Annotated in this window: 26 protein-coding genes; 9 read left to right on the plus strand and 17 right to left on the minus strand. The window is 73.4% G+C overall.

The window, feature by feature from the left end; all coding sequences use genetic code 11:
* Positions 1–28: 28 nt before the first annotated feature.
* From BIU97_RS06350 to BIU97_RS06390, 9 genes are all read right to left on the minus strand, one after another.
* Entirely contained in the window at positions 29–763 is a 735-nt protein-coding gene (locus BIU97_RS06350; protein ID WP_071255010.1) for a zinc ribbon domain-containing protein, read from the minus strand.
* A 2-nt stretch (positions 764–765) separates the two neighbouring features.
* Positions 766–1,611: a Nif3-like dinuclear metal center hexameric protein gene (locus BIU97_RS06355; protein ID WP_071255007.1), complete on the minus strand. Its 846-nt coding sequence runs from the start codon at positions 1,609–1,611 to the stop codon at positions 766–768.
* Between the two features lie 29 nt (positions 1,612–1,640).
* Positions 1,641–2,792, minus strand: coding sequence for a hypothetical protein (locus BIU97_RS06360; RefSeq protein ID WP_071255005.1), 1,152 nt, complete (start codon positions 2,790–2,792; stop codon positions 1,641–1,643).
* 116 nt (positions 2,793–2,908) lie between these two features.
* A complete protein-coding gene (locus tag BIU97_RS06365; protein WP_071255003.1) occupies positions 2,909–3,463 on the minus strand; it encodes an RBBP9/YdeN family alpha/beta hydrolase in 555 nt (184 codons plus the stop codon).
* A 31-nt stretch (positions 3,464–3,494) separates the two neighbouring features.
* Entirely contained in the window at positions 3,495–4,457 is a 963-nt protein-coding gene (locus tag BIU97_RS06370; protein WP_071255001.1) for a helix-turn-helix domain-containing protein, read from the minus strand.
* Positions 4,458–4,552: 95 nt separating this feature from the next.
* Complete coding sequence (locus BIU97_RS06375; RefSeq protein ID WP_254782925.1) at positions 4,553–4,969, minus strand: ATP-binding protein; 417 nt, start codon at positions 4,967–4,969, stop codon at positions 4,553–4,555.
* Positions 4,966–5,301, minus strand: coding sequence for an STAS domain-containing protein (locus tag BIU97_RS06380; protein ID WP_071254999.1), 336 nt, complete (start codon positions 5,299–5,301; stop codon positions 4,966–4,968). Before BIU97_RS06380 ends, BIU97_RS06375 begins: the two co-directional genes overlap by 4 nt.
* 60 nt (positions 5,302–5,361) lie before the next feature.
* The gene (locus tag BIU97_RS06385) at positions 5,362–6,567 is read right to left on the minus strand and encodes a Bcr/CflA family efflux MFS transporter (RefSeq protein WP_254782926.1); all 1,206 of its coding nucleotides are present in this window, start codon (positions 6,565–6,567) and stop codon (positions 5,362–5,364) included.
* Positions 6,568–6,722: 155 nt separating this feature from the next.
* Complete coding sequence (locus tag BIU97_RS06390) at positions 6,723–9,380, minus strand: phosphoenolpyruvate carboxylase (protein ID WP_071254990.1); 2,658 nt, start codon at positions 9,378–9,380, stop codon at positions 6,723–6,725.
* A 200-nt stretch (positions 9,381–9,580) separates the two neighbouring features.
* On the opposite strand from BIU97_RS06390, the gene BIU97_RS06395 reads away from it, so the two are divergent.
* Positions 9,581–10,426, plus strand: a complete 846-nt coding sequence (locus BIU97_RS06395) for a siderophore-interacting protein (protein ID WP_071254982.1) — start codon at positions 9,581–9,583, stop codon at positions 10,424–10,426.
* Positions 10,427–10,486: 60 nt separating this feature from the next.
* A complete protein-coding gene (locus tag BIU97_RS06400) occupies positions 10,487–11,053 on the plus strand; it encodes a GIY-YIG nuclease family protein (protein WP_071254980.1) in 567 nt (188 codons plus the stop codon).
* A gap of 146 nt (positions 11,054–11,199) precedes the next feature.
* Here the strand turns inward: BIU97_RS06400 and BIU97_RS06405 are convergent, their stop codons facing one another.
* From BIU97_RS06405 to BIU97_RS06415, 3 genes are all read right to left on the minus strand, one after another.
* Positions 11,200–12,750 (minus strand): GMC family oxidoreductase, encoded by a 1,551-nt coding sequence (locus BIU97_RS06405; protein ID WP_071297258.1) that lies wholly within the window; start codon positions 12,748–12,750, stop codon positions 11,200–11,202.
* Positions 12,747–14,117, minus strand: coding sequence for an alpha/beta fold hydrolase (locus tag BIU97_RS06410; protein ID WP_071254976.1), 1,371 nt, complete (start codon positions 14,115–14,117; stop codon positions 12,747–12,749). The genes BIU97_RS06405 and BIU97_RS06410 overlap by 4 nt, the downstream gene beginning before the upstream one ends.
* Positions 14,118–14,274: 157 nt before the next feature.
* A complete protein-coding gene (locus BIU97_RS06415) occupies positions 14,275–15,243 on the minus strand; it encodes a hypothetical protein (RefSeq protein WP_071254973.1) in 969 nt (322 codons plus the stop codon).
* Positions 15,244–15,589: 346 nt separating this feature from the next.
* On the opposite strand from BIU97_RS06415, the gene BIU97_RS06420 reads away from it, so the two are divergent.
* Complete coding sequence (locus BIU97_RS06420) at positions 15,590–16,150, plus strand: histidine phosphatase family protein (RefSeq protein ID WP_071254968.1); 561 nt, start codon at positions 15,590–15,592, stop codon at positions 16,148–16,150.
* A gap of 33 nt (positions 16,151–16,183) precedes the next feature.
* Here BIU97_RS06420 and BIU97_RS06425 read toward each other — a convergent pair whose 3' ends face one another.
* A complete protein-coding gene (locus BIU97_RS06425; protein WP_071297259.1) occupies positions 16,184–17,437 on the minus strand; it encodes an ROK family transcriptional regulator in 1,254 nt (417 codons plus the stop codon).
* Between the two features lie 165 nt (positions 17,438–17,602).
* Here BIU97_RS06425 and BIU97_RS06430 point away from each other — a divergent pair, with 165 nt between their 5' ends.
* The 3 genes from BIU97_RS06430 to BIU97_RS06440 are packed head-to-tail and all read left to right on the plus strand — an operon-like array spanning position 17,603 to position 20,952.
* Positions 17,603–18,604 carry a carbohydrate ABC transporter permease gene (locus tag BIU97_RS06430; RefSeq protein WP_083404592.1) on the plus strand — a complete coding sequence of 334 codons (1,002 nt, stop codon included), beginning with the start codon at positions 17,603–17,605 and terminating at the stop codon, positions 18,602–18,604.
* Positions 18,605–18,607: 3 nt separating this feature from the next.
* Positions 18,608–19,561 carry a carbohydrate ABC transporter permease gene (locus BIU97_RS06435; protein WP_083404591.1) on the plus strand — a complete coding sequence of 318 codons (954 nt, stop codon included), beginning with the start codon at positions 18,608–18,610 and terminating at the stop codon, positions 19,559–19,561.
* Positions 19,558–20,952, plus strand: a complete 1,395-nt coding sequence (locus tag BIU97_RS06440) for an extracellular solute-binding protein (RefSeq protein ID WP_071254964.1) — start codon at positions 19,558–19,560, stop codon at positions 20,950–20,952. Before BIU97_RS06435 ends, BIU97_RS06440 begins: the two co-directional genes overlap by 4 nt.
* Positions 20,953–21,017: 65 nt before the next feature.
* Here the strand turns inward: BIU97_RS06440 and BIU97_RS06445 are convergent, their stop codons facing one another.
* The gene (locus BIU97_RS06445) at positions 21,018–22,049 is read right to left on the minus strand and encodes a transporter (RefSeq protein ID WP_071254962.1); all 1,032 of its coding nucleotides are present in this window, start codon (positions 22,047–22,049) and stop codon (positions 21,018–21,020) included.
* 82 nt (positions 22,050–22,131) lie between these two features.
* On the opposite strand from BIU97_RS06445, the gene BIU97_RS06450 reads away from it, so the two are divergent.
* Entirely contained in the window at positions 22,132–23,358 is a 1,227-nt protein-coding gene (locus BIU97_RS06450) for a cobalamin-independent methionine synthase II family protein (protein WP_071254959.1), read from the plus strand.
* 60 nt (positions 23,359–23,418) lie between these two features.
* Here the strand turns inward: BIU97_RS06450 and BIU97_RS06455 are convergent, their stop codons facing one another.
* Positions 23,419–24,381, minus strand: coding sequence for an SDR family NAD(P)-dependent oxidoreductase (locus BIU97_RS06455; protein WP_071297260.1), 963 nt, complete (start codon positions 24,379–24,381; stop codon positions 23,419–23,421).
* A 74-nt stretch (positions 24,382–24,455) separates the two neighbouring features.
* On the opposite strand from BIU97_RS06455, the gene BIU97_RS06460 reads away from it, so the two are divergent.
* Positions 24,456–24,719: a hypothetical protein gene (locus BIU97_RS06460; protein ID WP_071254954.1), complete on the plus strand. Its 264-nt coding sequence runs from the start codon at positions 24,456–24,458 to the stop codon at positions 24,717–24,719.
* Between the two features lie 15 nt (positions 24,720–24,734).
* Here the strand turns inward: BIU97_RS06460 and BIU97_RS06465 are convergent, their stop codons facing one another.
* The gene (locus BIU97_RS06465; protein WP_071254952.1) at positions 24,735–24,953 is read right to left on the minus strand and encodes a hypothetical protein; all 219 of its coding nucleotides are present in this window, start codon (positions 24,951–24,953) and stop codon (positions 24,735–24,737) included.
* Between the two features lie 46 nt (positions 24,954–24,999).
* Positions 25,000–25,254 carry a DUF7218 family protein gene (locus BIU97_RS06470; protein ID WP_071256265.1) on the minus strand — a complete coding sequence of 85 codons (255 nt, stop codon included), beginning with the start codon at positions 25,252–25,254 and terminating at the stop codon, positions 25,000–25,002.
* A gap of 145 nt (positions 25,255–25,399) precedes the next feature.
* Here BIU97_RS06470 and BIU97_RS06475 point away from each other — a divergent pair, with 145 nt between their 5' ends.
* Positions 25,400–26,620: a zinc-dependent alcohol dehydrogenase gene (locus BIU97_RS06475; RefSeq protein ID WP_071297261.1), complete on the plus strand. Its 1,221-nt coding sequence runs from the start codon at positions 25,400–25,402 to the stop codon at positions 26,618–26,620.
* Position 26,621: the final 1 nt, after the last annotated feature.

Here is a 26,621-nt window from a genome sequence, read left to right on the forward strand (position 1 = left end):
CCCTGCCCGGGCCAGGGCCGGGTCTCGGCTACAGGCCAGACTCGGCCGTGCGCACCAGGATCGCGTCGCTGTCGGGGCAGAGCACGACGTCGTCCGGAGCGGCACGGCGGATGTCCTGCAGGTCCGAGTTGGTGAGCGACACCCCGGAGGCCGTGGACACGCCGCCCTGCAGCAGCGAGGCGCCGAAGCCGTAGCGGGCGCGCTGCCGGTCGTACAGCGCGAGCAGGTCGGCCGGCACCTTCGCGGCGACGGCGGCGCGGCTCTGCTCGGCCGAGTCCTTGTCGCCGGTCAGCCGTGCGATCTCGGCGTCACGGTCGGCGACGAGCCCGGCGCGTGCGGCGTCGACGTCGGCGAGCTTCGCCTCGACGTCGCCCACCCGCGCGCGGAGCACGTCGAGGTTCTCCATGATCTCGAGCTCGGCGGTCTCGAGGCCGCCGATGCGCCGCTGCAGCGACTCGAGCTCGCTCTGCAGGCCGGCGGCGTCCTTCGAGTTCGAGACGTTCTGCAGCATGGTGGTGTCGCGCTCGATGCGGGCCTGGGCGGTCGCGGTGTCGGACTCCAGGCGGGCGAGCTCGCGCTCGGCGTCCTCGACCTCGCCGGTGGCCGCCACGAGCTCGCTGCGGAGCCCGGCGGCCCTGGTGCCGAGCTCGGTGAGCTGGTCGCCCTTCTGCAGCGACGTGATGCGGTGCGCGATCCGGGTGACGTCGTTGTCGAGTCGTTGGAGGTCGAGGAGGATGACCTGGTCCTCGGGTGCTGCCTTCATGGTCAGACTCCTTCAGTGGGGGTGGTGGGTTCGGCGGCCGGCAGGACGGCGAAGTCCCACGGATCGGTGCGGAGGTCGCTCACGGTGACGCGGACGCCGGCGGCCTCGCGCAGCTGCGCCGCCGCGACGTCGAGCCAGAGCCACTCGGTGGCCCAGTGCGACGTGTCGACGAGGGCCGGTCCGCCGTGGAGCAGTGCCTGTTCGCGGAACTCGGACGCCGGGTGGTGGCGGAGGTCGCTGGTGACGTACACGTCGGCGTCGAGCACGGCGGGGTGACCGAGCAGGGAGTCGCCGGCACCGGCGCAGAGTGCGACGGTGCGGACGGGCTGGTCGAAGTCCCCGGAGACGCGGACGCCGGTGGCGGTCGGCGGCAGCAGGTCGACGAGCCGCCGGGCGAGCGCACCGAGCGTGGTCGGCTCGGCCAGCACGCCTACGCGGCCGATGCCGGTCGCGGGGTCGGATCCGGCGTCGAGCGGGCGCTGCTCGGTCAGGCCGATGCGGTCGGCGAGCACGGCCGAGGTGCCGGTGGTGACGACGTCGGCGTTGGTGTGGGCGGCGACCAGGGCGCAGCCGCCCCGCACCAGGGTCGCGAGCACGCTGCCCTTGTAGGTGGTCTCGGCGATCGTGGTCACCCCGCGCAGCAGCAGCGGGTGGTGCGTCAGGAGGAGCCCGGCTCCGAGGCCGACCGCTTCGCGCGCGGTGGCCGGCACGGCGTCGACGGCCAGGTGCACGTGCTCGACGACGGCATCGGGGTCTCCGGCGACCAGGCCCACGCTGTCCCAGGACTCCGCGCCCGCGGCGGGCCACAGGTCCTCGATCACGGCCTGGAGTTCGCGGAGCGTCGGCATCCCGTCAGTCTACCGAGGCGTCCGCCCCGTCAGCGGCCGAGCAGGTGCAGCAGCCGGGCCACGAGACGCGACCACCAGCCCGGGCGCTCCGCCTCGGCCTGCTGCGGAGCCGGCTCGTGCACGACGGGTCCGGCGGGCACGACCGCGTCCGGCAGGACGACGGGTGTGCTCGCGGTCCGGCCCTGGTGCGCCGTGAGCGCGGCGGCGAACGCAGCGCGGTCGATGACGGTCGGCCCGGTGGCGGGCTGGACGAGCGGCGTCGGTCGCGTGTTCGCGGACACCGGTGACACGGCCGGGAGGCCCGCCACCGGACGCACGGGTTCGTCGCGTTCCGGGAGCACCAGCTCCACGGCCGGGCGCGCCGTCGCGACGTCGGCTCGCAGTCCCGGCGTGCTGCGGCCGGTCGGCCCGGGTGCCGGGACGACGACGAGGGGGACGGGTGTCGTCGCGGCACGGCGGGCCGCGGCGCGGTCGCGGCGGTCGGCCTCGAGGGCGGCGTCGGCGAGCAGGTCGGCGAACACCGTGCGGGCGAAGTCGCGGGCGGCGCGCACCTCGGGGTCGTCGGTGCCGGCGACGGTGGCCTCCCAGGCCGCGAGGCGTGCGAGGTCCTCGTCGCGGCGTCGGACCTCGTCCTCGAGCAGCACGATGCGCTCGACGGCGCTGCGACCGGTCGACGAGGCGACCTCGACGGCCAGGTCCTCGATGCGCAGGGCGATCCGCTCCGGCGGTTCCGGGAACGACGGCGCGCACGAGGCGGCGTGCCGGGCGTGGTCGCGCACGCGGTCGCGGCGGAACGCCGGGGCCGGGGCCGGGGTCGCGGTCGTCGCTGCCGACAGACCCGCCGACGACGTCGCCGCCGTGGCCTCGGGGACCGGAGCCTCGGACGTCGGGGTCGCACCGGCGTCGGCACCGCGCTCGGCGCCGGCGTGTGCCCCGCGCCCGGCTCCGGCGTGTGCACCGCGCTCGGCGCTGGCAGGTGCACTGTGGGCGGGCGTGCGGCGACGGTCCTCGACCGGGGTGGCCGGTGCGAGGTCGGGCCGCTGCACGGGGCCGGTGACAGGCGGGACCACGAGGTCCGCCACGTACGGCGTCCGCGTCGCCGGGGCGTCGCGGAGCCACTCCTCGAGCTCGCGACCGAACGGGTCCACGAGCGGGGTGCGTGCGCCGGACTGGGTCTCCATGTCCGAAGGGTAAATATCGCAGGACCCGGATCGTCGGACATCCGCGGTGTGTCGCCGGGTTCGGTGACATGTCGCACGGAACGTGAACGGCGTGTCGGCCGTGGTGCGGGTGCTCGTCAGAGCGCGTGTTCGAGGTCGTCGAGGAGCGAGCGCCCCGCCGGCCACGCACCGACCCCGCTCGCGACGTTGACGTGGCCGAGCGCGCCGACCCGCAGCACCGTCGCACCCAGGGTGCGTGCGAAGGCCGTCGCCCGGTCGACGGAGCAGTACGGGTCGTCGTCGCTCACGACCATCCGCGTCGGGACCCGCACGCCGTCGGGCAGCGGTCGCGGGGCGGCGAAGCCCCCTGCGGCCTCCGGGAACCCGGGCGCGGCCGGGTCGGGCGGCGCGACCAGGAACGCGCCGGCGGCCGTCCCCGCGGCGGCGGCGGCGAGCCAGTCCGCCACGGCGAGGACGCCGAGGCTGTGCGCGACGAGCACCGGCGGCTCCGGGCAGGACCGGACGGCACGCGTGATCGCCGCCCGCCAGTCGGCCGGGTCGGGGTCGGTCCACGACGCCGGGTCGATGCGGACGGCACCGGCACCGCGGTCGTCCTGCCAGACGGACTGCCAGTGCTCCGGGTCGGAGTTCCAGATCCCGGGGACGATCACCCACGGTCGAGGTCTGCGCACCGCGACAGCGTAGCGGCGACCGGGCCGGTCGTCAGCGCTGGAGCGTCTCGCGCGGGTACTCGCCGAACCGGGACGCGTACGCCGCCGAGAACCGCCCGAGGTGCGCGAAGCCCCACCGCACGGCGATGGCCGCCACGGTGGTCTCACCGGCCGAGGAGCGACGGAGCTCCTCGCGCACCCGGTCGAGACGGATGCCCCGGAGCATCGCGTTCGGGGCGGTGCCCACCTGCCGCTGGAACGCCTGCTGCAGACCGCGGACGCTCAGGCCGACGTACTCGGCGACGTCGGTCGTCGACATCGGGGTGTGCGAGTAGGCGTGCATGTACTCGATCGCCTCGCGGACACGGCCGGTCGCGCCCTGGGGCAGGGTCACCTCGGGCGCGAGCACCTGGTGCGGGAAGGTCCGGAGCAGGCTGTGGGCGGTCGCCCGGGCCGTCTCGGCGAAGGCGAGGGCGGACACCGGGCCGGTCCCGAGCACGGTCGCGGCCGCACGCTGCACCTGGGCGTTCCAGCCGCGGAGGTCCTCGGGGTCGGGCGCCGCGGTGTGGTCGAAGACCAGCGGACCGGGCTGGGTGCCGTGCACCTCGGCCGCGATGCCCTCGAGGTACGACCGGTCGAACTGCACCAGGCTCTGCCGGACGTCCTGCAGGTCGAAGGCGAAGGGTCGTCCGGTCGGGAACATCACCGGGTGGCCGGGGCGCAGCGCGACCTCGTCGCGGCCGATGTCGATCCGGCCGCCGCCCTCGGTGGTCCAGTTGACGACGTACTCGCCGCCGTCGTCGATCTCGCCCTGCATGCGGGCGTCGAAGCGGGTCGAGCGGAAGGACATGACGTCGTCCCCGACCACCCGGAACCGGTAGGCGAAGGCCCGGTCGGTCCGGGTCGCGTCGAAGCCGGTCCCCTCGTAGGCGTCCTCGTACATGTGCAGGGCCGCCTCGAGGTCGGCCCCCGACGTCTCGAAGCTGATCCGCGGATCGGCTGGTTCGACTGTCATCGTGCGAATCGTGACACGGCGGTCGTCATCGGCGGGAATCGGCGCCGTCGTGGTGCGGGAAACGGCCCCGTCGTTGCGCGTCGCGGACAACCCGGTCAGCGACGGGCACGCGCCACCGTCCAGCGGTTGCGGTCGTCGACGCGCTCGTAGCGCAGGTCGTCGACGACCATGCGCACCAGGGCGAGCCCGCGACCGCTCTCGGCGAGGTCCTCCGGCAGCCGTGCCGCGTCCGGGTCGACCGTCGCGGGCGAGCCGTCGTCCGACAGCAGCGCGTCGACCCGGTCGTCCCCGATCGCGAGCCGGAGCTGGCAGGAGACGCCGTGCTCGTGCGCGCCGTGCTCGATGACGTTCGAGGTGAGTTCGACGAGCGCGAGTTCGAGTGCCATACGGTCCTCGGCGGAGACCGTCGGTTCGCGGTCCCAGACCCCGGAGAGGAACGTGTGGACCGCGGACACGTCGTCCGGCGGGCACGCGAGCTCGAGCAGGTGCTCGCCGGTCGTCACCGTGCTCACCAGCCGACGACCGCGGCGTCCCCGTCCGGGTACGTGCGCAGGATCTTGTCGATGTTCGAGAGCTTCAGGACCATCTGCACCTGCTCGGACGGTGCGGCGAGTCGGAGGTCGCCGCCGGCCTGCCGAGCGGTCTTCAGGCTGCCGACGAGCGCGCCGAGGCCGGACGAGTCCATGAACTCGACGGCGGAGAGCTCGACCACGATCCGTGCGCGGCCGTTGCCGACCACCTGGGCGACGGTCTCGCGGAACGACGGCGCTGACACCATGTTGAGCCGTCCGCTGCACTCCAGGACGGCGGTGTCGGTCTCCGCCTCGTGTACGACGATGTCCATGCCGTGTGGTCCCCTCGTGTCGGTTCGCCTTGCACCATGCAACCTACCGGTTCGTCACCGTCAGGTCCGCCCGGCGTGCCGCCGCGTCGCGGTGACCTGCACCACCACGGCGGCCGCCATGAGCGCCGCCATGACCCCGCCCATCGCCAGCGCCGTGCCGCCGAGCGCGCCCGCGAGCGGAGTGCCGAGGCCGCCGATGCCGAAGGTGAGGCCGCCCTGCAGGGCCGCGGCGGTCCCCGGGTGCGCCGCGCCGACGTGCTGCGTCCGGGTCATCGCCGCAGGCAGCACGAAGCCCCACGCCGCCGTGACGACCGCGAGGGCGCACCACACCACGACCGGGCCGGCGCCGGTCCACGCCGCGACGAGCACCCCCGTGGCACCCGTCGTGCCGACCACCAGGCCGGCGGTGAGCAGGGCGTCCTCGGAGAACCGCCCGACGACCCGCCGGAACACCAGGGTGGTGACGACCATCATCGATGCGTTCGTCGCGAACACGAGCGTGTACCCGCCCTCGGAGAACCCGAACTCCGTCTGGAACACGAACGAGCTCGTGGCGATGTAGGCGAAGAACCCCACCGTGGACAGCACGCCGCTGAGCACGTAGGCGCGGAACCGTGGGATGCCGAGCAGCTCGCGGATCCGTCGACCGTTCGCGGCAAACCCGGCGCCCCCGCGGCGCTCGGCGGGCAGGGTCTCGTGGAACCGCAGCACCACGATCGCGCACAGCAGCAGCCCGAGGGCGGCGAGCACGACGAACATGAGCCGCCAGGTGCCGACCGTCAGCACCGCTCCCCCGGCCAGCGGCGCCACCACGGGCCCGATGGCGTTGATCGCGGCGAGGGTGCCGAACACCCGCGCCATCCGCGTCCCGCTCGCCACGTCGGACACCATCGCGCGACCCGCCACCGCACCGGCGGCACCGCCGAGCCCCTGCGCGATGCGCGCGAGGACGAGCACGACGACGTCCGGGGCGAGGGCGCACGCCACCGACGCCGCGGCGAACACCGCGGTCCCGACGACGAGCATCGGGCGTCGGCCGACGCCGTCGCTCACCGGGCCGACGAGCAGCTGCCCGACCGCGAACGCCACGAGGAAGGCGGTCAGCGAGAGCTGCACGGTGCCCGGCGTCGTGCCGAGGTCGCGCGCGATGGCGGGCAGTGCCGGGATGTACATGTCCGTGGCGAACGGCGACACACCGACGACGAGCGCGAGCGGCACGATCGGCGGCAGCGTCGTCGTGGTCCTCCGCTGGCGCCCCGTCGTCACGACCGCCACGCTACGCGGACCGGGGCGGACCGTCACGTGCGCGTCGTCCGCGCGTGCCCGGGACGCGCGCCGAGGCGGACGGGAGGGACGGCGGCCGGCCGCACCGGGCCTCCCGTCCGACGCACGCGGTGCACGCGACCCGGGCGGCGGACGCGTCAGCCGGTGTTCTGCAGACCGGCTGCGATGCCGTTGACCGTGAGCAGGAGCAGCCGGTGGTCGGCGTCCGTCGGGTCGGTGCTGCCGGTGGTGCGGATCGACCGCAGCGCACGGAGCTGCAGGTGCGACAGTGCGTCGACGTACGGGCTGCGCAGGCGGACGGCCCGCGCCAGCACCGGACGGTCTGCCAGCACGTCGCTGCCACCGGAGACGCGGAGCACCCAGTCGCGGGTGCGGAGCATCTCGTCGAGGACCGCGGCGGCGAGGTCGTCGCGGTCCGCGAGCTCGAGGTAGCGGCGCGCGATGTGCTCGTCGGTCTTGGCGAGCGACATCTCGACGTTGCGGATCATCGCGGCGAACAGCGGCCAGTCGCGGTAGGCGGCGCGCAGGGCCTCGACGTCGCCGACGGACTCGAGCGCGGAACCGAGGCCGTACCAGCCGGCGAGGTTGATGCGCGCCTGCGTCCAGGAGAACACCCACGGGATCGCGCGGAGGTCCTCGAGGGACTCGACGCTCAGCCCGCGTCGGGCGGGGCGGGAGCCGAGCGGGAGCAGACCGATCTCCTCCATCGGGGTGACCCGGGCGAACCAGGGCGCGAACCCGTCCGCCTTGACCAGCCCGTAGAACGCCTCGCGCGAGACGTCGTCGAGCCGCTGCGCGAGGTCGGCGAAGCGCTGCGCCGCCTGCTCGGTGTGGGACTCGTTCGACGGCGACGACGCGAACAGCGTCGCCGAGGCCATCTGCTCGAGGTGGCGGGCGGCGATGTCCTGGTCGCCGTACTGGGCGAAGATGACCTCGCCCTGCTCGGTGAGCTTGAGCCGTCCGTCGATCGACCCCGGCGGCTGCGCGAGCACGGCCTCGTTCGCCGGACCGCCTCCGCGGCCGAGCGAGCCGCCACGGCCGTGGAACAGCGTGAGCTCGACGTCGTTGTCGCGGGCCCAGTCCGCGATCCGCGCCTGCGCGTCGTACAGCGCCAGGTTCGCGGAGACCGGGCCGACGTCCTTCGAGGAGTCGGAGTAGCCGAGCATGACCTCGAGGCGACGGCCGGTCGCGGCGAGGCGGCGCTGGAACGCCTCGGTGCGGACGGCCTCGTCGAGGATGTCGACGCTGGCGTGCAGGTCGGCGAAGGTCTCGAACAGCGGGATGACGTCGAGGACGGGCGCCGCCTCGACCGAACCGAGCGCGGCGACGGCGAGCTCGTGCACGTTCGCCAGGTCGGCCGGCGACTGCGTGAAGGACACGATGTACCGGCTGGCCGCACGGACGCCGAACCGGGCCTGCAGCGCGGCGATGGTCCGGAAGACCGCGAGGACCTCTTCCGTGGTCTCGCTGCGGGCTCCCCCGGCGCGGATCTCGGCGAGGGCGGTCCGGTGCACCTGCGAGTGCTGCCGGACCTCGAGCTCGGCGAGGTGGAAGCCGAAGGTCTCGACCTGCCAGATGAGGTTCTGCAGCTCGCCGTTCGCCGGCCGGGAGGCGCCCGCGTGCACCAGGGAGGTCTGGATGGTGCGCAGGTCGGTGAGGAGCGCTTCCGGGCCCGGGTAGGCGAGCGGCGTCTCGCCGAGGCGGGTCGCGTCGATGCGCGCAGCGGCGAAGAGCAGCGCGCGACGGTGGGTCTCGTTCGGCGCGCGGATGCCGATGCGCTCCGCGATGCCCGGGTCGAGGGACTCCTGCGCGGCGACGAGCGCGGTCAGGCCGGCGTCGGCCGGGGTCTCGTTCGCGTCGAGCGTCAGGGTGCTGCCGATGCGGGTGGCGGCGCGGGCGAGCCCGAGCAGGATGTGCTCGGCAGCGATCTCGGCGGCCTGGCGGGTGACGTCGGCGGTGACGTGCGGGTTGCCGTCGCGGTCGCCGCCGATCCACGTGCCGAAGCGGACGAACGCCGGGGCGGTGACCGGCACGCGGCCGGCGTCGTCGCCCTGCAGCCGGTCGTCGAGCAGGCGGTACACCTGCGGCACGATCTCGAACAGGGTCTGGTCGAAGACGCTCATCGCGGTGCGGACCTCGTCGAGCGGGGTCGGCCGCGTGGTGCGGAGCGGCGAGGTGCGCAGGAGGGTGGTGATCTCCTCGAGCAGCCGACGCTCGTTCTCCGCGCGGGCGGTGGCGTTGCGCGCCCGGTCCCGCTCGTCGATGAGATCACTGATGCGCCGGACGCCGGTCGTCACCGCGCGACGGCGCGCCTCGGTCGGGTGCGCCGTGAGCACGGGGTGGAAGCGCAGGGTCCGCAGCCGCTCGGCGGCCTCGGCCTCGCCGACCTCGGCCACGAGCTGTGCGTAGGTCGCGGGGAACGAGTCACCGGCGTGCCCGCCGTCGTCGCCGCGCTGCCGGAGGACGCGCACCCGGTGGTGCTCCTCGGCCAGGTTCGTGAGGTGGAAGTACGTCGTGAACGCCTGCGCGACCGCCTCGGCCCGTTCGGCCGACATCGCGGACACCAGGGCCTCGGCGCGGGCGGCGCCGTCGGCGTGGTCGCCCTCGTAGGCGTCGATGACGGCGGCGCGTAGCGTCTCGACGTCGGAGAGCAGTTCGTCGCCGCCGTTCTCGCGCAGCACGCGTCCGAGCAGGTTGCCGAGGTACCGCACGTCGGCGCGCAGGTCGCTGTCGACCGCCCCGCTGACGTCGTCCCGCGCACGCTCGTGGCGCGCGGATCCGTCGATCGCCGTCATGGAGTCCTCTCCGGGTCTGCCGGGAACGCGTCCCGGGTCCCGAGCAGCGTAGCGGCCTCCGCGGACGCGTGACGACGACCGTCCGGACGGACCGCGGCCGGGCGTCGAGGGTGACGGCCGACGGCGCGCACGACCGTGGTGTGCTCGTCGCCGCAGGGCACACAGCGGATGCCGACCGAGTGGGAGGAAGCTCGGCTCCGATGAGCGCGAAACCCAAACGTCCCCAGCACGTCTTCGTCGTCGACCGCACCGAACGGCTCTCGCCGCACATGGTGCGCGTGCACCTGGGCGGCCCCGCCTTCGACGACTTCGTGGCCGCCGCCGACCCGGGGAACCTCGCCGCCACGGACAAGTACGTCAAGCTCCTGGTGGCGAAGCCCGGACTCGGCCTCGAGCCGCCCTTCGACCTCGACGCGCTGCGCGAGACCCTGCCGAAGCAGGACCGTCCGTCGCGCCGCACCTACACCGTGCGCTCGGTCGACCACGACGCCCGCACGATCGCGATCGACTTCGTCGTGCACGGGGACCAGGGCCTCGCCGGTCCCTGGGCCGCCGCGGCCCGCCCCGGCGACCGTCTCGCCCTCTCGGGCCCCGGCGGCGGCTACGCCCCGAGCGCCGACCCCGCGGTCACGCACGTGCTGCTCGGCGACGACAGCGCCCTGCCGGCGATCTCCGCCGCGCTCGAGGCCATGCCCGACTCCGCCACGGGCGTCGCCCTGGTCGAGGTCGCCGGGCCGGCCGACGAGCAGCAGGTCGCGCACCCGCCCGGGGTCGACCTGCGGTGGCTGCACCGCGACGCCACCGGCGCCGCGCCGGGCACGCTCCTGCTGGAGGCCGCCCGCTCGCTGGAGCGCGCCTCCCGGCCGGTGCAGGTCTTCGCGCACGGCGAGCGGACCGCGATGAAGGCGATCCGTCGGCTGCTGCAGGACGACTGGGGACTCGAGAAGTCCGAGATGTCGCTGTCGGCCTACTGGGCGCTCGGCCGGGCCGAGGACCGCTTCCAGGAGGAGAAGCGCGAACCCGTGGGCGTCATCTTCACGGACTGACCGCCGCGGTCCGGTCGGGAGGCCCGTCCCGCGTCGGTGGGTCGGGTTAACGTTCCCGGCATGGTCGCCTCCACGTGCTGTGTGCCCGGGTGCCGGAGCACGTCCGCCCCGGCGCTCGGCGGCGTCCCGCTGTGCGCGGGACACGTCGCGCTCGTCGCGGACCTCGCCGCCGAGCACACCGGCGTCGAGGACCTGCTGCCCGGCCCGTGCCCGGTCTGCGGTGCACGGGTCGGCGTGCGGTACCCGTCCGGTGCGGTGTGCTCGACGTGCGAGTGGCGCTGGGGCGACGTGCCGGACGGCGACCTCGCTCCCCCGCGCGTCGACGTCGTCTACTACCTGCGGATGCGGGACGACTTCGGCGACCGCATCAAGATCGGCACGACGACGAACCCGCGGCAGCGGCTCGCGGCGATCCCGCACCAGGAGCTCCTCGGGTTCGAGCGCGGCGACCGCACGCTCGAGCGCCGACGCCACGCCCGCTTCGCGGCGACGCGCTACCCGCGCACGGAGTGGTTCCGGGTGACGCCCGAGCTGCTCGCGCACGTCGAACGGGTCGCCGCCGGGGTGTCCGATCCGTGGGAGCTGCACGCCCGGTGGACGAGCGAGGCGCTCGCGCTGCGGGGCTGACGGACGGCGCGGTGCGGTGCGCGCTGTGGTGCGGTGCGGGCACTTCGTTCGGCGTGGTGCGGCTGCGGTTCGCCGAGTGAGCAGAAAAGGACGGGTCCGGGGCGTGGACTCGACGTCTTCTGCTCACTCGGTGACGGCGCTGCCCGTCAAGCGGCCTGCAGCATGCGGTCGGCGGTGCGGAGCGAGAGCGCCATGATCGTGAGCGCGGGGTTCGCGATGACGGCGCTCGGGAACACCGAGTTGTCGCAGATCCAGAGGTTCGGGACGTCCCACGAACGACCGTCGCCATCCACCACCGAGCTCGCGCGGTCGGTGCCCATCCGGGCCGTGCCGATGGTGTGCGCGGTGCGCTCGAGCACACGGACGTCCTTCCCGCCGGCGGCCTCGACCAGGGTCGTCATCGTGCGGACGGCGTGTGCGCGGATGGCTTCCTCGTTCGAGCCCGGCGTGAACGAGACCCGGGCGCGCGGGACGCCGTGCTCGTCGAGCTCGTCGGACAGCTCGAGGCGGTTGTCCTCGTAGGGCAGGCACTCGGCGTTGATCCCGACCCCCGCCGAGTACGGGTAGTCGTGCAGCGCCTGCACGAGCTCGGCGCCGCGCAGCCCGCCGCCGCGCACCAGGGTGTTCGCGAAGGTCTGCGGCTGCGCCCCGAGGCTCTGGATCAGGTAGCCGCCGGCGAAGTCCGCGTCGGCGGGACGCACGAAGTCCTCGGTGATGATCGAGGACGGGTACCCGCGGTAGGACCGCATCGACTGGTCGAAGCGTCCCCACACCTGCGTCGCGCCGTGCGCCGTGAAGTTGCGGCCGACCTGGCCGCTGCCGTTCGCGATCCCGGTGTGCAGGAGCAGCCGGGGCGTCTCCACACCGCCGGCGGCGAGGACCAGGGCCTTGCAGCGCTGCCGCACCTCGCGACCGTCGTGCGTGTAGACGACCGCCGCGACCTGCCCGGACGCGTCGAGCTCGATGCCGTGCACGAACGAGTCCGGCCGGATCTCGGCGCCGAACGCCACGGCGGCCGGCAGGTACGAGGTGTCCATCGAGACCTTGGCGCCGTTGCGGCACCCCTGGTGGCACGAGCCGCAGGACACGCACGCGTGCCGCAGGCCGAAGTGCTCCTGGTGACGGTCCTCGGTGGTGAGCGCGACCGGCGCGTCCGTCGCCGTGATGCCGGCGGCGGCAGCACCGCGCATCATCATGTCCGACGAGGCGTTCCGTGCCGGCGGGGCCATGCGGTAGCGGCGGGCCGGGTCCCACGGGTAGTGCGCGGGACCGGCGACGCCGACGTCGTGCTCGACCTGCTCGATCCACTCGGTGAGCTCGGCGTGCGCGATCGGCCAGTCCTGGCCCTCGCCGCTCTCCGACCGCAGGCGCAGGTCGTGCTCCGACGGCCGCGGGGTGAACGCACCCCAGTGCAGCGTCGAGCCGCCGACACCGGTGCCGCTGTTGTTCGGGCCGAACGCGGTCGGGGCGCCGCCGCCGCTCAGGCGTTCGTCCAGCCAGTTGATCTGGGCCGCCGCCGTCGACTCGTCCGGGGTGTGCTCGCCGGGCTCGGTGTTGCTGCCGGCCTCGAGGGCGACCACGCGCAGGCCGCGCCGTGCGAGCGAGGCGAGCAGCGGTGCGCCGCCGGCCCCGGTGCCGACCACGACCACGTCGACGACGTCGTCCGTGCCGTACGTGCGCTGTCCGTCGAGTCTCATCGTGCTGCTCCAGTCGTGGTGGTTCCGGTCGCGGGGGTGCCCGTCGGCCGGGGTTCCCAGGCTTCGCGCTGGTCGGCGCCGAGCAGCTGGAAGCCCTGTTTGCGGACACCGTCGCCACCGTTGGCGAAGCCGTCGTAGTCGATCTCGGCCATCGTCGCGGGGTGCGCGAGCCACTGCTTGACGAGGTCGACGCTCGCGTCCTCGAACCAGGTGCGCAGCTGCGCGGCGTCGAGCCATCCGTCGGCGCGGTACCGGCCGGCGGCGACCGCCTCGAGGGCCTGGTCGAGACCGCCGTCACGCGCCGGGGCGGCGAGCACGTCGAGCGCGCCGCGGTACGCCTCGGCGTCGGTGGGCATGCCGTCGGTGCGCCAGCCGTCGCCCTCGCCAGCGGCGAGCTGCGCGTCGACCCGCAGGGCGAGGTCGACCTGTCGCTCACCGGGCTGCGGCACGACGATCCGGGCGATGGCCCGGAGGGTCTCGAGCTGGAGGGCCGTGAGTGCACGGGGTCCGGCGGCGGGGTCGTCCGGCAGCGCACGCGCGGCGAAGACGCCGCGGGTCCTGGCACTCACGCGCGGCGAGGCGATCACCCGGGCGGTCTCCTGCGGGACGACCGGCCCGGCCAGCAGCCGGCGGGAGCAGAAGTCGCGGATGCGCTCGGCGACGGCCTCCGGCTGCTCCCACGGCAGCAGGTGCGCGGCACCGTCGACGACGTGGAGCTCGGAATCCGGCCAGTGCGGCAGCGTCAGGCGCCGCTGCGCGTCGGCGTCGAGGTCGCCGTCCTCGGCGCCGGCGAACACGAGTGCGGGCACCGGGTTCGTCGGAGCGTCGGACCAGTCCTCGCGGCTGCCGCGGGTGAGCCAGTCGGTCCAGGCCTCGGGGTCGGTCCGTTCGACGTCCTGCACGGCGGTGAGGTGCCGGTCGGGCGCGAGGGTCGACGCGGTGTTCGCGTCGACGAACTCCACGGCGGCCGAGGCGTCGATCGGCCCGTCGGCCGCCCAGGCCAGCATCGACCGGCGGCGCTCCTCGTCCATCGGCTCCGGCGCGAGCGGCGACGCCGCGAGCAGGACCACGGCGCGCAGGCCGAACAGGCCGTTCGCGCCGGACATCGTGCGGTCGGCGACGACGGTCGCGACCTTGCCGCCCATCGAGTGGCCGAGCAGCACCCAGTCGGTGGCACCGCTGGCACCGATCGCGCGCTCGACCAGCACGGCCATCTCCTCGACCGTCGTCCCGGAGGACGCGGGGCTGCGGCCGAAGCCGGGCAGGTCGACACCGATCAGGTCGAGGTCGCCCACGAGCTCCTTGCGGAGCGGGACGAACTCCTCGGAACTCGATCCGAGGGCGTGGAGGCAGAAGGCAACGGTCACCTGTCCTGCCTACCCGCCGTGCGGGAGCGGTCCCAGGCGCGCCGTACCCCGGCGGCTCGTTCGGGGTACAGGACCGCGCGTGTCGCCGCCGTGAGGTGTCCGGTCACCGCACCGAAGGTCGTCATCGGCTCCGTGCCCGTCATCGATTCCGCCGCCGTCATCGCGCGTACGCGTCGACGAACAGCGCGCCGCGGATCGTCCGGAGCGTGTCGGCCAACCGCTCGATGGTCGCCCGCGAGATGCCGGACACCTCGAGGTCGTGCGGCCCGAGCGCCTGGAGCCGCCCGGTGCGGATGCGGACGACCTCCCACCCCACACCGCGGACGGCCCGGTCCTTCCGCCGGTCGGTCTCCTGCCGCGGTCCGACGTGCTCGAGGCCGTGGCGCCCGGTGGAGTCGTACTCGATGGCGACGCGCAGCTCGGGCAGCACGATGTCCGGCCAGACCTCGACGTGTTCGAAGAAGGGGCGGTCGAGCCGGATCGCGGTGTGGTCGAAGGTGAACGCGAACCGGTCGGACAGCGCCGCACGGAGCTCTGCCTCGACCGCCGACGCCGTCGCCGGGGCGCAGACGCTCGTGAAGGACTCCCCGGACGGCAGCCGGGGCGTCTTCGCGCAGATCGTGCGCGCGGGCGCCTGACCCGCCTGGCGTGGGACTCCGGTGACGGACCGACGCGACCGGGACCGGGTGGAGGCGACCGCCCCGGCCGGCACCCCGCGCGCGGGCGCCGCCGGCAGCGTCTGCCGCCCGGTCGCACGGACGACGCGCTGCGGCACCGGGACCTGCTCGGGCCAGTCGGACGGCAGCACCGGCCAGCGCTGCGGTTGCGCCTGCACTGCGCACTCCGGGCACCACACCGACCGGCGTCGCTCCCGCCCGGGTCGGCCGCGCTGCTCGGCGGGGGTGGCGACGAAGACGTGGCCGACGTCGCACTCCCAGGTCAGCAGGACCTCGGCGGCCGGGGGCACCTGGGACAGGACCACGCCGTGGTTCCACTCCGGGTGGTACTGCCGCACGAGCACCGGGTACGACGCCCACTCGGCGCGGAACGCCCCGACGGCGTACGGCACCGCTGCGCCGCGCGACCACTGCCGGCGGCGCCACCACGCATCCACGGGTTCGGCCACGTCGACACCGTAGGGACGGCCACCGACACCGGCGGGCGGGACTGGCCTCGGTGGCTGGGGGCGGTCGGCGTGCTGGCGCCGGATGCGTGGCTTCTGCGAGGGCGGCGGGTCGTGCTCGCGGCGGGAGGTCCGTGCGCGCACATGCTGCGACAGACCACGCGTCGATCGACCGGTGTTCCGTCGCCCGATGCACACGCACCGGATGCAGGCGCATGCTGCGACAGACCACGTGACGAACGACAAGTGTTCCGTCGCCCGGTGCACCCGCATGCACCGACCGCCGCCACACCCGCACTCCCGCGCCCGCCCCGCCCCGCCCCGCCGCACCCCGTGGCAGGATCGCCCGATGGTGTCGTCGTTCCTCACCCACGCCGAGGTCGTCGTGGACCCCGCTGCCCCGATCGAGTCGTGGGGCCTCTCGCCCGAGGGCAGGTCCCGGGCAGCCGGAGCGGCCGCGGTCGCGTGGCACCCCGGGGTCCGCCGGATCGTCTCGAGCACGGAGCGGAAGGCCGTCGAGACCGCGGCGGTCCTCGGTCGGGCGGTCGGGATCGACCCCGAGCAGGACGCCCGACTCGGGGAGATCGACCGCAGTGCCACGGGGTACCTGCCCCTCGGCGAGTTCGAGGGCGTGGTGGACGCGTTCTTCGCCGCGCCCGGGTCGTCGGTGCGCGGGTGGGAGCGCGCGGTCGACGCCCAGGCGCGGATCGTCGCCGCGGTCCGTCACCTCGCCGCGGGCGGGGACGTGACGATCGTGTCGCACGGGGCGGTCGGGGCACTGCTGCTCGCGGACCTGCACGGTGTGCCGGTCTCGCGTGCGCTGGACCAGCCGGGCATGGGGAGCGTCTTCACCTTCGACCCGCAGCGGTGGTGCGCCACGAGCGGGTGGGCACGGGTCGGACCACGCTGACCGCTCCGGGTGCGGGGTGCGCGACGCGACCGCTCACCAGGGGTGGGCGATGCTGCGGGCCGGCACCGGGCCTCCCGGCCGACGACCGGTGCCGGACGCGAGCGGGACCGGCGTCGCCAGGCCGGCGCGCAGGACGGAGCAGGCCGCGCCTCGTGCCACGGCGGCCTCGCCGTGGTCCGTGAACGCGACCGTGGGGAACGGGCCGGACGGCAGGCGCTCGGCGAGTCGACGGCGGACGGCGGTGAGGAAGACGTCGCCGCCGGCGAGTGCCGCGCTGCCGCCGATCGTGGCGCGGGGCACGTCGAGCAGCTCGACGACCAGGGCGAGCGCGGACCCGAGGGCGGCGCCGGCCTCGGCGACGAGCGGTGCGGCGCCGGGCAGGGCGCACAGCCGGGCGAACGCGCGGCGCACGTCGACGGCACGGTCGAGCGGCACCGCGGCGGACAGCAGTCCGGCGTCGATCGCCCGCCGGACCTGCTGCAGGGGTTGGCAGGCCTCCCAGACCTCGGTCCAGCCGCCGTGGGCGTGCACGGGCACGCCGCCGAACTCGCCGGCGTTGCCGCTCGCTCCGCGGACGACCTCGCCGTGCGCGACCGTCGCCGCGCCGATGCCGTGGCCGAGGAACACGGACACCAGGTCGTCGGGCGCGGGACCGGCCCAGACCTCGCCGAGGGCGCTGGCGGTGCTGTCCTTCTCGAGTCGGACCGGTGCTCCGGTGCGGGCGGCGAGCTCGGCGGCGACGGGCAGGTGCCACCAGGCGGGCAGCTGTGCGGGAGCTCCGGTACGGACGCCGTCCGGGTCGATCGGGCCCGGCACGGCGAGGCCGATGCCGTCGACCGCAGCACCGTCGCACACCCGTCCGACCGCCGCGGCGGCGGTGTCCAGGGTCGCGCCGGGGTCGTTGACGGCGTCGAGGTCGACGTGGTCCTCGGCGAGGACCCGGCCCGTCAGGTCGGTGCGGACGACGACGAGGTGCGCCGGGTCGAGGTGGACGCCGACGGCGGTGCGGGCGGTGGCGACGACCTCCAGTCCGCGGCCGCCGTCCGGGGACTCCCGCAGGAGCCCGCCCCGCACGAGCGTCGCGGCGATGTTCGTCACGGTCTGGGCGCTCAGGCCGGTCGACCGGGCGAGGTCCGCCCGGGTGACCGGCCCCCGCCGGCGGACGAGGTCGACGACGAGCGCGCGATTGTGCTCGCCGACGTGCACGAGGTTCGTGCCGGTCCCCGACTCGCCGCGCAGTCCCGCCCGCTCCCCGCGCTCGACACGCTCCGTTCCGCCATGCAGCACGTTGCGACGAGAGGGTTGACGCGGCACGGCCATGATCCATAGCATCGCTCCCCAAACGAATTTGTCAATCAATTGGATTGAACCGCGCCGACGAACAGGAACGTCTGCCCGGTGACGGATTCGCCCGTGGGACATCGGGGTCCCCCGGGGCAGGAGGGGACGCTCGTGACGACCACGACACGAACCGGGACCGCACCACCACGTCCGACCACGACCGGTCGCACCACGGCCACGCAGCGGCGACGACCACGCGAGCGGCATCCGTGGACACCGGCCGAGAAGCGCCGGCTGCGGATCGGCATCGCGTTCATCTCGCCGTGGATCGTCGGCGTGCTCGTGTTCGTCGCCTACCCGCTGCTGTACTCGTTCGGCATCAGCCTGACCCGCTACTCCGGCATGGCGGACGCGACCTGGGTCGGCTTCGCCAACTACGTGGCGGCGTTCATCGACCCGCTCGTCCACACCGCGGTCGGCAACACGGTGTTCTACGCCGTCATCGCGGTGCCGGTGGGCATCGTCGTCGCGATCGTCATCGCGATCGCGATGAACCAGGACGTCCGCGAGATCAGCTGGTACCGCACCGCGCTGTACATCCCGTCGCTCATCCCGACCTTCGCCCTCGCGTTCATCTTCGTGGTGCTGGTCAACCCGCAGACCGGCATCGTGAACCAGGCGATGAAGCTCGTGGGGATCCCCGCGACGAACCTGCTCGGCGACCCGACGACCGCGAAGCTCGTCATCATCGCACTCGCGCAGATGGGGGCGGGCAACGCGGCGCTCATCTTCCTCGCCGGCATGCGCGGGATCCCGAAGTCGCTGTACGAGGCCGCTCGCGTCGACGGCGCCGGACCGGTCCGACAGTTCTTCGCGCTGACGCTGCCGCTGCTGTCGCCGGCGATCCTGTTCAACCTCATCACCGGGATCAGCAACGGCCTGCAGGTGTTCACCGAGGCGTACATCATCTCGTCCGGCACGGGCGGCCTCGGCAGCCCGGACAACGGGACGTTGTTCTACATGCTCTACCTGTACAAGAACGCGTTCGGGTACGCGCAGCTCGGCTTCGCGAGCGCGATGGCCGTGCTGCTGTTCCTGGCCGGGATGGTCCTGTCCGGGCTCGTGTACTGGCTGTCCAAGCGCTTCGTCAACTACGACGTGACCGGGGAGTGACCGATGAGCCTGCGAACCGAACGCCGCCCCGACCGGGGCACCGTCACCTCCTCGCTCGAAGCCGTCCGTCCGTCCGGGCGCGGCCGACGCGACCGCGACGCCGAGCGGTCGCGCAACGCGGACGGCTCCGTCCGGTCCCCCTGGTCGTCGATCGGCGCCCGCGCGGTGCTCATCGCCATGAGCCTGCTGTTCCTCGTGCCGATCTACTGGATGGTGATCTCGGCGCTGAAGGGGAACACCGAACTCGGCGCCTTCCCGCCCACCTGGTTCCCGCAGTGGATCGACTGGTCCAACTTCGGCAAGGCCGTCGACGCGATGCCGTTCTTCACGTTCTTCCGGAACACGCTCGTCATCACCGCCGCCGTCACGCTCTTCTCGATGGTCTCGAACCTCGTCATCGCCTACGGCTTCGCCTGCATCGACTGGCGCGGCCGCGACAAGGTGTTCTACGTCGTCCTCGCGACGCTGTTCATCCCGTTCCCGGTCACGCTCATCCCGATGTTCGACCTGTACGCCCGGCTCGGGTGGATCAACACCTTCCTGCCGCTCATCGTGCCGAGCCTGTTCGGGTCCGCCTTCTACGTGTTCCTGCTGCGGCAGTTCCTGCTGCAGATCCCGAAGGACCTGCTCGACGCCGCACGGATGGACGGTGCGTCGGAGTGGCGGATCCTGTGGCGCATCGTCTTCCCGCAGGCCAAGGCCGCGCTCGTCACGGTCGGCATCTTCGCCGCGGTCGGCGCGTGGAACGACTTCCTCGGGCCGCTCATCTACCTGCAGGACGAGCGCGTGCAGACGCTGTCGATCGGGTTGCAGGTGTTCCGGCTGAACAACGCCGCGGACTTCCAGTTCAACCAGCTGATGGCGGCGTCGATCCTCATCATCCTGCCGCTCGTCGTCCTGTTCTTCTTCTTCCAGCGGAGCTTCCTCCGCGGCGTCCAGATCGGGAGCTTCAAATGACCGACGCGTTCACCCGGCGGAACTTCCTGCGCGGAGCGGCCGCCACGGGCGGTGCCGGCGCCCTCGCCCTGCTCGCGGCGGCCTGCTCCACCGGCTCCGGCGGCCGCAGCAGCGACCCGAACCGGGTGTCGCTCTGGGGCGTCACCGGCACCTTCGTGCCGTTCCAGACGAAGGTCATCGACGACTTCACCCGGCTGCACCCGGAGATCGACGTCCAGGTGGACGTCGTGCCGTCGCAGGGCACCGGCGACGCGACGAGCATCATCACGGCGGTCCGCGGGGGCACCGCCCCGGACCTCTGGCTGCTCGACCGGTTCAGCGCCGCGCAGTACGCCGCGATCGGCCTCATCGAACCGATCGACGAGCTCATCGACCGCTACGAGGACCAGCCGAAGGACGAGTTCCTGCAGCAGTGGCTCGGGTTCACCGTCGGCGAGCTGACGTACGAGGGCGCGACGTACGGGCTGCCGCACGACACCGACGCCCGCGGCATGTTCGTGAACCGCCGGATGCTGCGGAACGCGGGCGTCGACCCGGACGAGTTCGACTGGGAGCAGAACGGCCCGTCGACCTTCGAGCGCGTGTGGGAGGTCAGCGAGAAGGTCACGAAGAAGTCCGGCAGCGACTACACGCACGTCGGCCTGCTGCCCTGGTACGGCGAGGGGTGGCCGTTCACCTGGGGGCTCGGCCTCGGGGCGTCCTACTACGACCAGCAGGCGTCGCGGATGACGATGGACTCCGCCGGTGTCCGCCGCGTCTTCGAGTTCTACGCGGACTGGGCGGACCGCTACGGCTACCGCGCCGCCGACACCTTCAAGGCCACCTACGAGCCCACCGGTCACCCGCCGGGACAGATGGCGTTCCTGGCCGACCGGATGGCCTTCATGGTGAGCGTCCCCTCGACCATCCAGACCTTCGACAACTACGGGCCCGACGACCTCGACTGGACGATGTCGTACCTGCCGACCGAGTCCGCCGGCGACCCGTCGTACACCTGGTCGGGCGGCTACGCGCTGTGCCTGCCGAAGGGGTCGAAGAAGACCCGTGCCGTGTGGGAGGTCATGAAGTACTTCACCGGGCGGCAGGGGCAGAAGACGTACATGGTGCCCGCCACGAGCGTGCCGTCGAACGTCGAGGCGCTCCGCGACCCGACCGCCTCGGCGAAGTCCATCCGGTTCTTCGTCGAGAGCATGGGCGACTCCACCTGCCGACCGCCGCTGCCCGTCGGCGGCGCCTGGTGGGACTCGCTCGCCGACGCCCGGTCGAGCGTCCTGATCGGCTCCGCGACCCCGCAGGAGGCCGTCGAACGGGCACAGGCCCGGGTCGACCCGATGATGCAGACGTACGCGCCGTTCCGCCTGCCGGCGGACTACGACCGCGTCCAGGTCTGACCGCACCCCAGGACGGACTCCCCCGGCCGCACGACGCCGCACGACGCCGGGGACGTCGTCCGGCGTCAGCGAGCCGTCGGTCCTGCGGCCGGTCCGGTTGCCGGTGCTGCGTCCTCGTCGTCGGCGGCCTGCAGCACCGACTCGGCCTGCCCGAGCAGGTGGCGCGCGGCGAGGTGCAGCGACCGCACCCCGACCACGGCGACGAGCGCGGAGAGCAGCGCGAGCAGGGCGGTCGTCGGCACCGCGGCCACCGGCAGGTCGAGCACACGGAACCACTCCACGGCCGCGGTCACGACCGCCGCGGCCGGGAACACGAACGACCAGGCGCCGAGCGAGAACGGCAGGCGCACGTACCGCGGCAGCAGTGCGAGCTGGACGAGGAACATGAGCACGCCGAGGCCGGCGATCGCCTGCACCGGCAGGGTGAGCGCGTCGTCGGTGAGCGCGAACAGGGACACCGTCGCGACCGCTGGCGGCGCCACGAGGATCGCCATCGTCGGGACGAGTGGGTCGGGCAGCGCGGCGCGGAACGACAGCCGGATGAGCAGCAGCCCGGTCATGACGCCCCAGAAGAAGACACCGACGCCGAAGCACGCCCAGGACAGCCCGGTCACACCGATCTCGTGCGTGGCGACGGCGGCGACGAGCGCGGCCGCGACGGTCGGCAGCAGGTAGCCGCCGTGCACGGCCTCGAGGGTCAGGCGCCCCTCGAACCAGGTGCTCAGCAGCCAGGCCGCGAACCCGGCTGCGACGGCCACCGCCACGAGGACGAGGACGCGGCCCCCGGTCGGCCAGACCCGCGCGAGGTCGACCCCGAGCAGCATCGCGGTCGCCGGGACGAGCGCCGCGATCGGCCCCTGCGCCGGGTGCCGGAGCTGGTCGACCAGGCGCTCGGCCACCCGGGCACCCCGGAGGACGTGCGCGCCGAGCAACCAGACCCACGCCACCGCCGCGATGCCCCAGAACACCTGCGGCACGACGTCGGGCACACCGAGCACGGGTGCCGCGTACGTCCAGGACTCCGCGAAGCCGGCCAGGCCGAACGGGGCGGCGAGGGTGTTGAGCGGGATGCGGGAGGTCGGGCGTGCTGTCGGCATGGGTCTCCCATCCTCCCGCACCGCGTCGTCTCCCGGCGTCACGCGGGCCCTGCCGGGGGTGCGCCGTGGCAGATTGGGCACCATGTCCTTCGAGAACACCGACCACGTCCAGGCCACCACCGCCGGGTCGCTCCCCCGGACGCCCGACCTCATCGCCGCGAACGCCGCGCGGCCCGTCGCCGAGGACGGTTTCACGCTCGAGACCACCGACGAGGTCCGCGCGCTGACGAGCGCGGCCGTCGACGACGTGGTCGCCCGGCAGACCGCCCTCGGCATCACGCAGCCGGGCGACGGCGAGTTCGGCAAGGCGATGTCGAACAGCGTCGACTACGGCGCGTGGTGGGGGTACTCGTTCCAGCGCGTCAGCGGTCTCAGCCTGACCGACGAGGACGTCTTCACGCAGGAGCCGGTCCGGTCCGAGCCCGGACACGTCCGGCTCACGAGCTTCCCGGACCGCCGGGACTGGACGATCTTCCGCGAGGCCTACTCCGACCCGGGGTCGGGCATCGGCACCGGCAAGAACGCGACGGCCTTCCCGACCACGACCGGACCGATCGCCTACACCGGGCACGAGGCCGCGCGCACCGACGCCGCGAACCTCCGGCACGCGGTCGAGGCCGCCGGTGCCGCGAACGGCTTCATCACGGCGCTGTCCCCCGGGTCCGCCGCGCGGGTCGCCAACGAGTACTACGCCACCGACGAGGAGCACATCTGGGCCTGGGCCGAGGCCCTGCGCGAGGAGTACCGGATCGTCCTCGACGCCGGACTCGTGCTGCAGATCGACGACCCGTCCATCGCCGAGAACTGGGACCAGATCAACCCGGAACCGAGCGTCGAGGACTACCGCGCGTTCACCCGCATCCGGGTCGAGGCGCTCAACCACGCCCTGCGGGGACTCGACACGAGCCGCGTCCGCTTCCACCTGTGCTGGGGCTCGTGGCACGGCCCGCACACCACCGACATCGAGCTCCGCCACATCGTCGACCTCATGCTCGACATCGACGCCGGCGCGTACTCGTTCGAGGCCGCGAACGCCCGCCACGAGCACGAGTGGACGGTCTGGCAGGACGTCGCCCTGCCCGACGGCAAGGTGATCGTGCCGGGCGTCGTCGGCCACGCCACGAACGTCGTCGAGCACCCGGACCTCGTCGCGCAGCGCATCGAGCGGTTCGCCTCGGTCGTCGGCCGTGAGCGCGTCATCGCCGGCACCGACTGCGGCCTCGGCGGACGCATCCACCCGCAGATCGCCGCGGCGAAGCTCGAGTCCCTCGGCGAGGGCGCGCGGCGGGCGAGCGCGACGCTCTTCTGATCACGGACGGGAGGCGCGGTGCCAGCTGGCACCGCGCCTCCCGTCCGACGTGGCCCGCGACTACCGGCGCGAGCGGCCGAGCACGATGGCGCCGACCGCGGCGGCCGCACCGAGCCACACGAGCGGGCGGGTGACCCGCCGACGCTTCGCGACCCAGCCGCCGTCGGTGGCGTTGCCGGCGTCGGCCGGTGCGTACAGGTTGCCGTCCGTGGGCTCCTGCCGGCCGCGGAGGGCGAACGTCTCCACCATCGGCTTCGTGATCTTGTGGAACAGGCCCGGGAACACGTACTGCAGCGGCACGAGCGAGGCCTGGATCCGCCCCACGTAGCGGTAGCGCTTCGGGTGGGTCGCGGCGCGGACCACGGCGCGGCCGGCACGTTCGACCGAGACCGTCGGGGGCAGCGGGTGCGAGTTCTTGCCGGTGTAGTTCGCACCGTTCTGGTAGATCGGGGTGTCGATCGTCGACGGCAGCAGCGTGGTGAAGTGGATGCCGGTGTGCGCGAACTCGTCGCCGAGGACGTCGACGAGACCGAGGGCTGCGTGCTTGCTCGTCACGTAGGCCGACTGGTACGGCGCGGAGAGCAGCGACTGGATCGACCCGACCAGGACGTAGGTGCCCTTCCCGCGCTGCTTCCAGTGCGGCAGCAGGTGCGTGATGGCGTTGAGGTGGCCGTAGAGGTTCGTGTCGACGACGCGCTTGAACGCCTCGGTGGGCGTCTGCTCGAACAGGCCGTACACGAACAGGGCGGCGTTGCCGACGAAGACGTCGATGCGGCCGAACCGCGTCGTGGTGGTGCTGATGAGGTCCTTGACCTGGTGTTCGTCGGCGACGTCGGTGCGGATCGCCACCGCCTCGGCGCCGAGCTCGCGGCACTCGGCCGCTGCGGCCTCGAGCGAGTCGTGCCCGCGGGCGGCGAGCACGAGGGTGGCGCCCTGCCGGGCGAACTCGTGCGCGGCTGCCCTGCCGATGCCGCTCGATGCTCCTGTGACGACGACGATCTTCCCGCGGTACCGATGAGCCATGACTTCACTCCTACGCGCTCGCCGGTGCGCCCACGCACAGGAGCGCCGCCGGGGGTGCGGTGCGAAGATGGGGCATGCGCAAGGACGACCTGACCGTCGACGAAGCCGCGGTCATTGCCGAACACGCCCGATCCGGTGCCCTCGAGCTCGACGATCCCGAGGTCCGGAAGGTCGTCGAGCAGGCGAACCGGGTGCTCGTGCGTGCGCAGATGTGGGGCGAGGAACGCAGCCCGAAGCTCCGGCGTCGCCGGCGGTTCATCGCGGTCGGCGCGCTCCTCATGGTGTGCGTCTGGGTGGCCGGGCTGCTCGTGCCCCTGGCGATCCGGATCGCCGAGTAGGGCGAGGAGCGCGGGTCAGGGTCGGCCGCGGGCGTTCCGGGCCAGCAGCCACAGGTAGGTGCTGTGCCCGAGCAGAGCGATGCCGAAGAACACCGCGGCGACGGCGTAGACCCGGTCGAGCTTGCCCTGTCCGATCACGAGCATCACGATGCAGAACACGACGGCGACGGCGAGGACGCCGACCTGGATCGTCGACCAGATCCGTCGGAAGCGCGGCATGCCCGTCTCGTTCACGCGACCATTCTGCCGGAAACGTGACCGGACCCGGACGTGGACGGGGTCAGTGGTCGCGGAGTTCCTCGACGAGCTCGGCCTTCCGCTTCGACGAGTAGCCGGTCAGCCCGAGTTCCTTCGCCCGCTTCCGCAGGTCCGCGACGGTCCAGTCGTCGTACGAGCCGGACTCCCCGCCCTTCCGCCCGACGGCCTTCGTCCCCCGGGCGGCAGCCGCGTTGCTGATCCGCGCGGCCTTCTCCTTCGACGCACCCTGCTCGCGCAGCGCGTCGTACATCTCGGGTTTCTTCAGCTGGTCCGGCATGGCACGCACCGTACGCGCGGCCACCCCGGCGGTGGCCGAGTGCGTCGGACGGATGGCGCTGCCGGGGCGTCCAGCGGCTTCGGCGTTCACTGGTCGCCGAGCGCGTCGAACCGTGGACGCGTCGACCAAGAGGAAGCGAGAACCAATGCGCGCAGTCGTGTGGCACGGCATCGGCGACATCCGACTCGAGGACGTCCCCCAGCCGACCATCCAGGACCCGGAGGACGCGATCGTCCGGATCACCCGCAGCGCGATCTGCGGCACCGACCTGCACTTCGTCCGCGGCACCATGGCACCGATGGAGCCGGGCACGATCCTCGGCCACGAGGCCGTCGGGGTCGTCACCGAGGTCGGTGACGCCGTGCGCGGCTTCAGCCCCGGCGACCGCGTCGTCATCAACTCGACCGTGTCGTGCGGCGCGTGCCGGTACTGCCGGATGGGCAAGACCGCGCAGTGCGACCGCTCGAACAGCAACGGCCCGCAGGCCGGCACCGCGTTCTTCGGCGGCCCCGCCTCGATGGGTCCGATCAACGGCCTGCAGGCCGAGTACGTCCGCGTGCCGTGGGCCCGGAACACGATGCACCCGCTGCCCGAGAACGTCTCCGACGAGCAGGCGATCCTGCTCTCCGACATCTTCCCGACCGGCTGGTTCGGCGCCGAGCTCGCCGGCGTCACCCGCGGCGACGTCGTCGTCGTGTTCGGTGCGGGCATCGTCGGGCAGTTCGCCGCCGCCTCCGCGTACAAGCAGGGTGCGGCTCGCGTCATCGTCGTCGACGGCGAGGAGACCCGCCTGGCGGCCGCGCTGTCCCAGCACTGCGAGGTCGTCGACTACAACCACGAGGACCCGGTCGAGGCGATCATGGCGCTCACCGACGGTGTCGGCGCGGACTGCGTCATCGACGCCGTCGGGGTCGACGCCGAGCGCCCGAAGCGGGGTCCGGCCGCGGTGGACCAGGAGCAGGCCGACGCGTTCGACGCCGAGGTCGCCGCCGTCGCTCCCGACGCAGCCCCGCAGGGCCACGGCGACGCGCAGCAGTGGAAGCCCGGCGACGGCCCGTCGCAGGTGTCCCGCTGGGCGGTCGCCGCCGTCGCCAAGTACGGCCGCATCGGCATCATCGGTGTCTACGGCCCGACCGCCGAGCAGTACCCGATCGGCGAGGCGATGCTCAAGAACCTGACCATCCGCATGGGCAACTGCGACCACCACTCGGTGACCCCGCCGCTCATCGACATGGTCGCCGCCGGACAGTTCGACCCGACGGCACTCATCACCGAACACGAGCCGATCGCGTCCGCGATCGACGCCTACGAAGCATTCGACCGGCGCGAGCCGGGCTGGATCAAGGTCGAACTGGAGGCCAACTGAC

The sequence above is a fragment of the Curtobacterium sp. MCBA15_009 genome, from assembly GCF_001864895.1.
In the GTDB taxonomy this organism is placed as follows: Bacteria; Actinomycetota; Actinomycetes; order Actinomycetales; family Microbacteriaceae; genus Curtobacterium.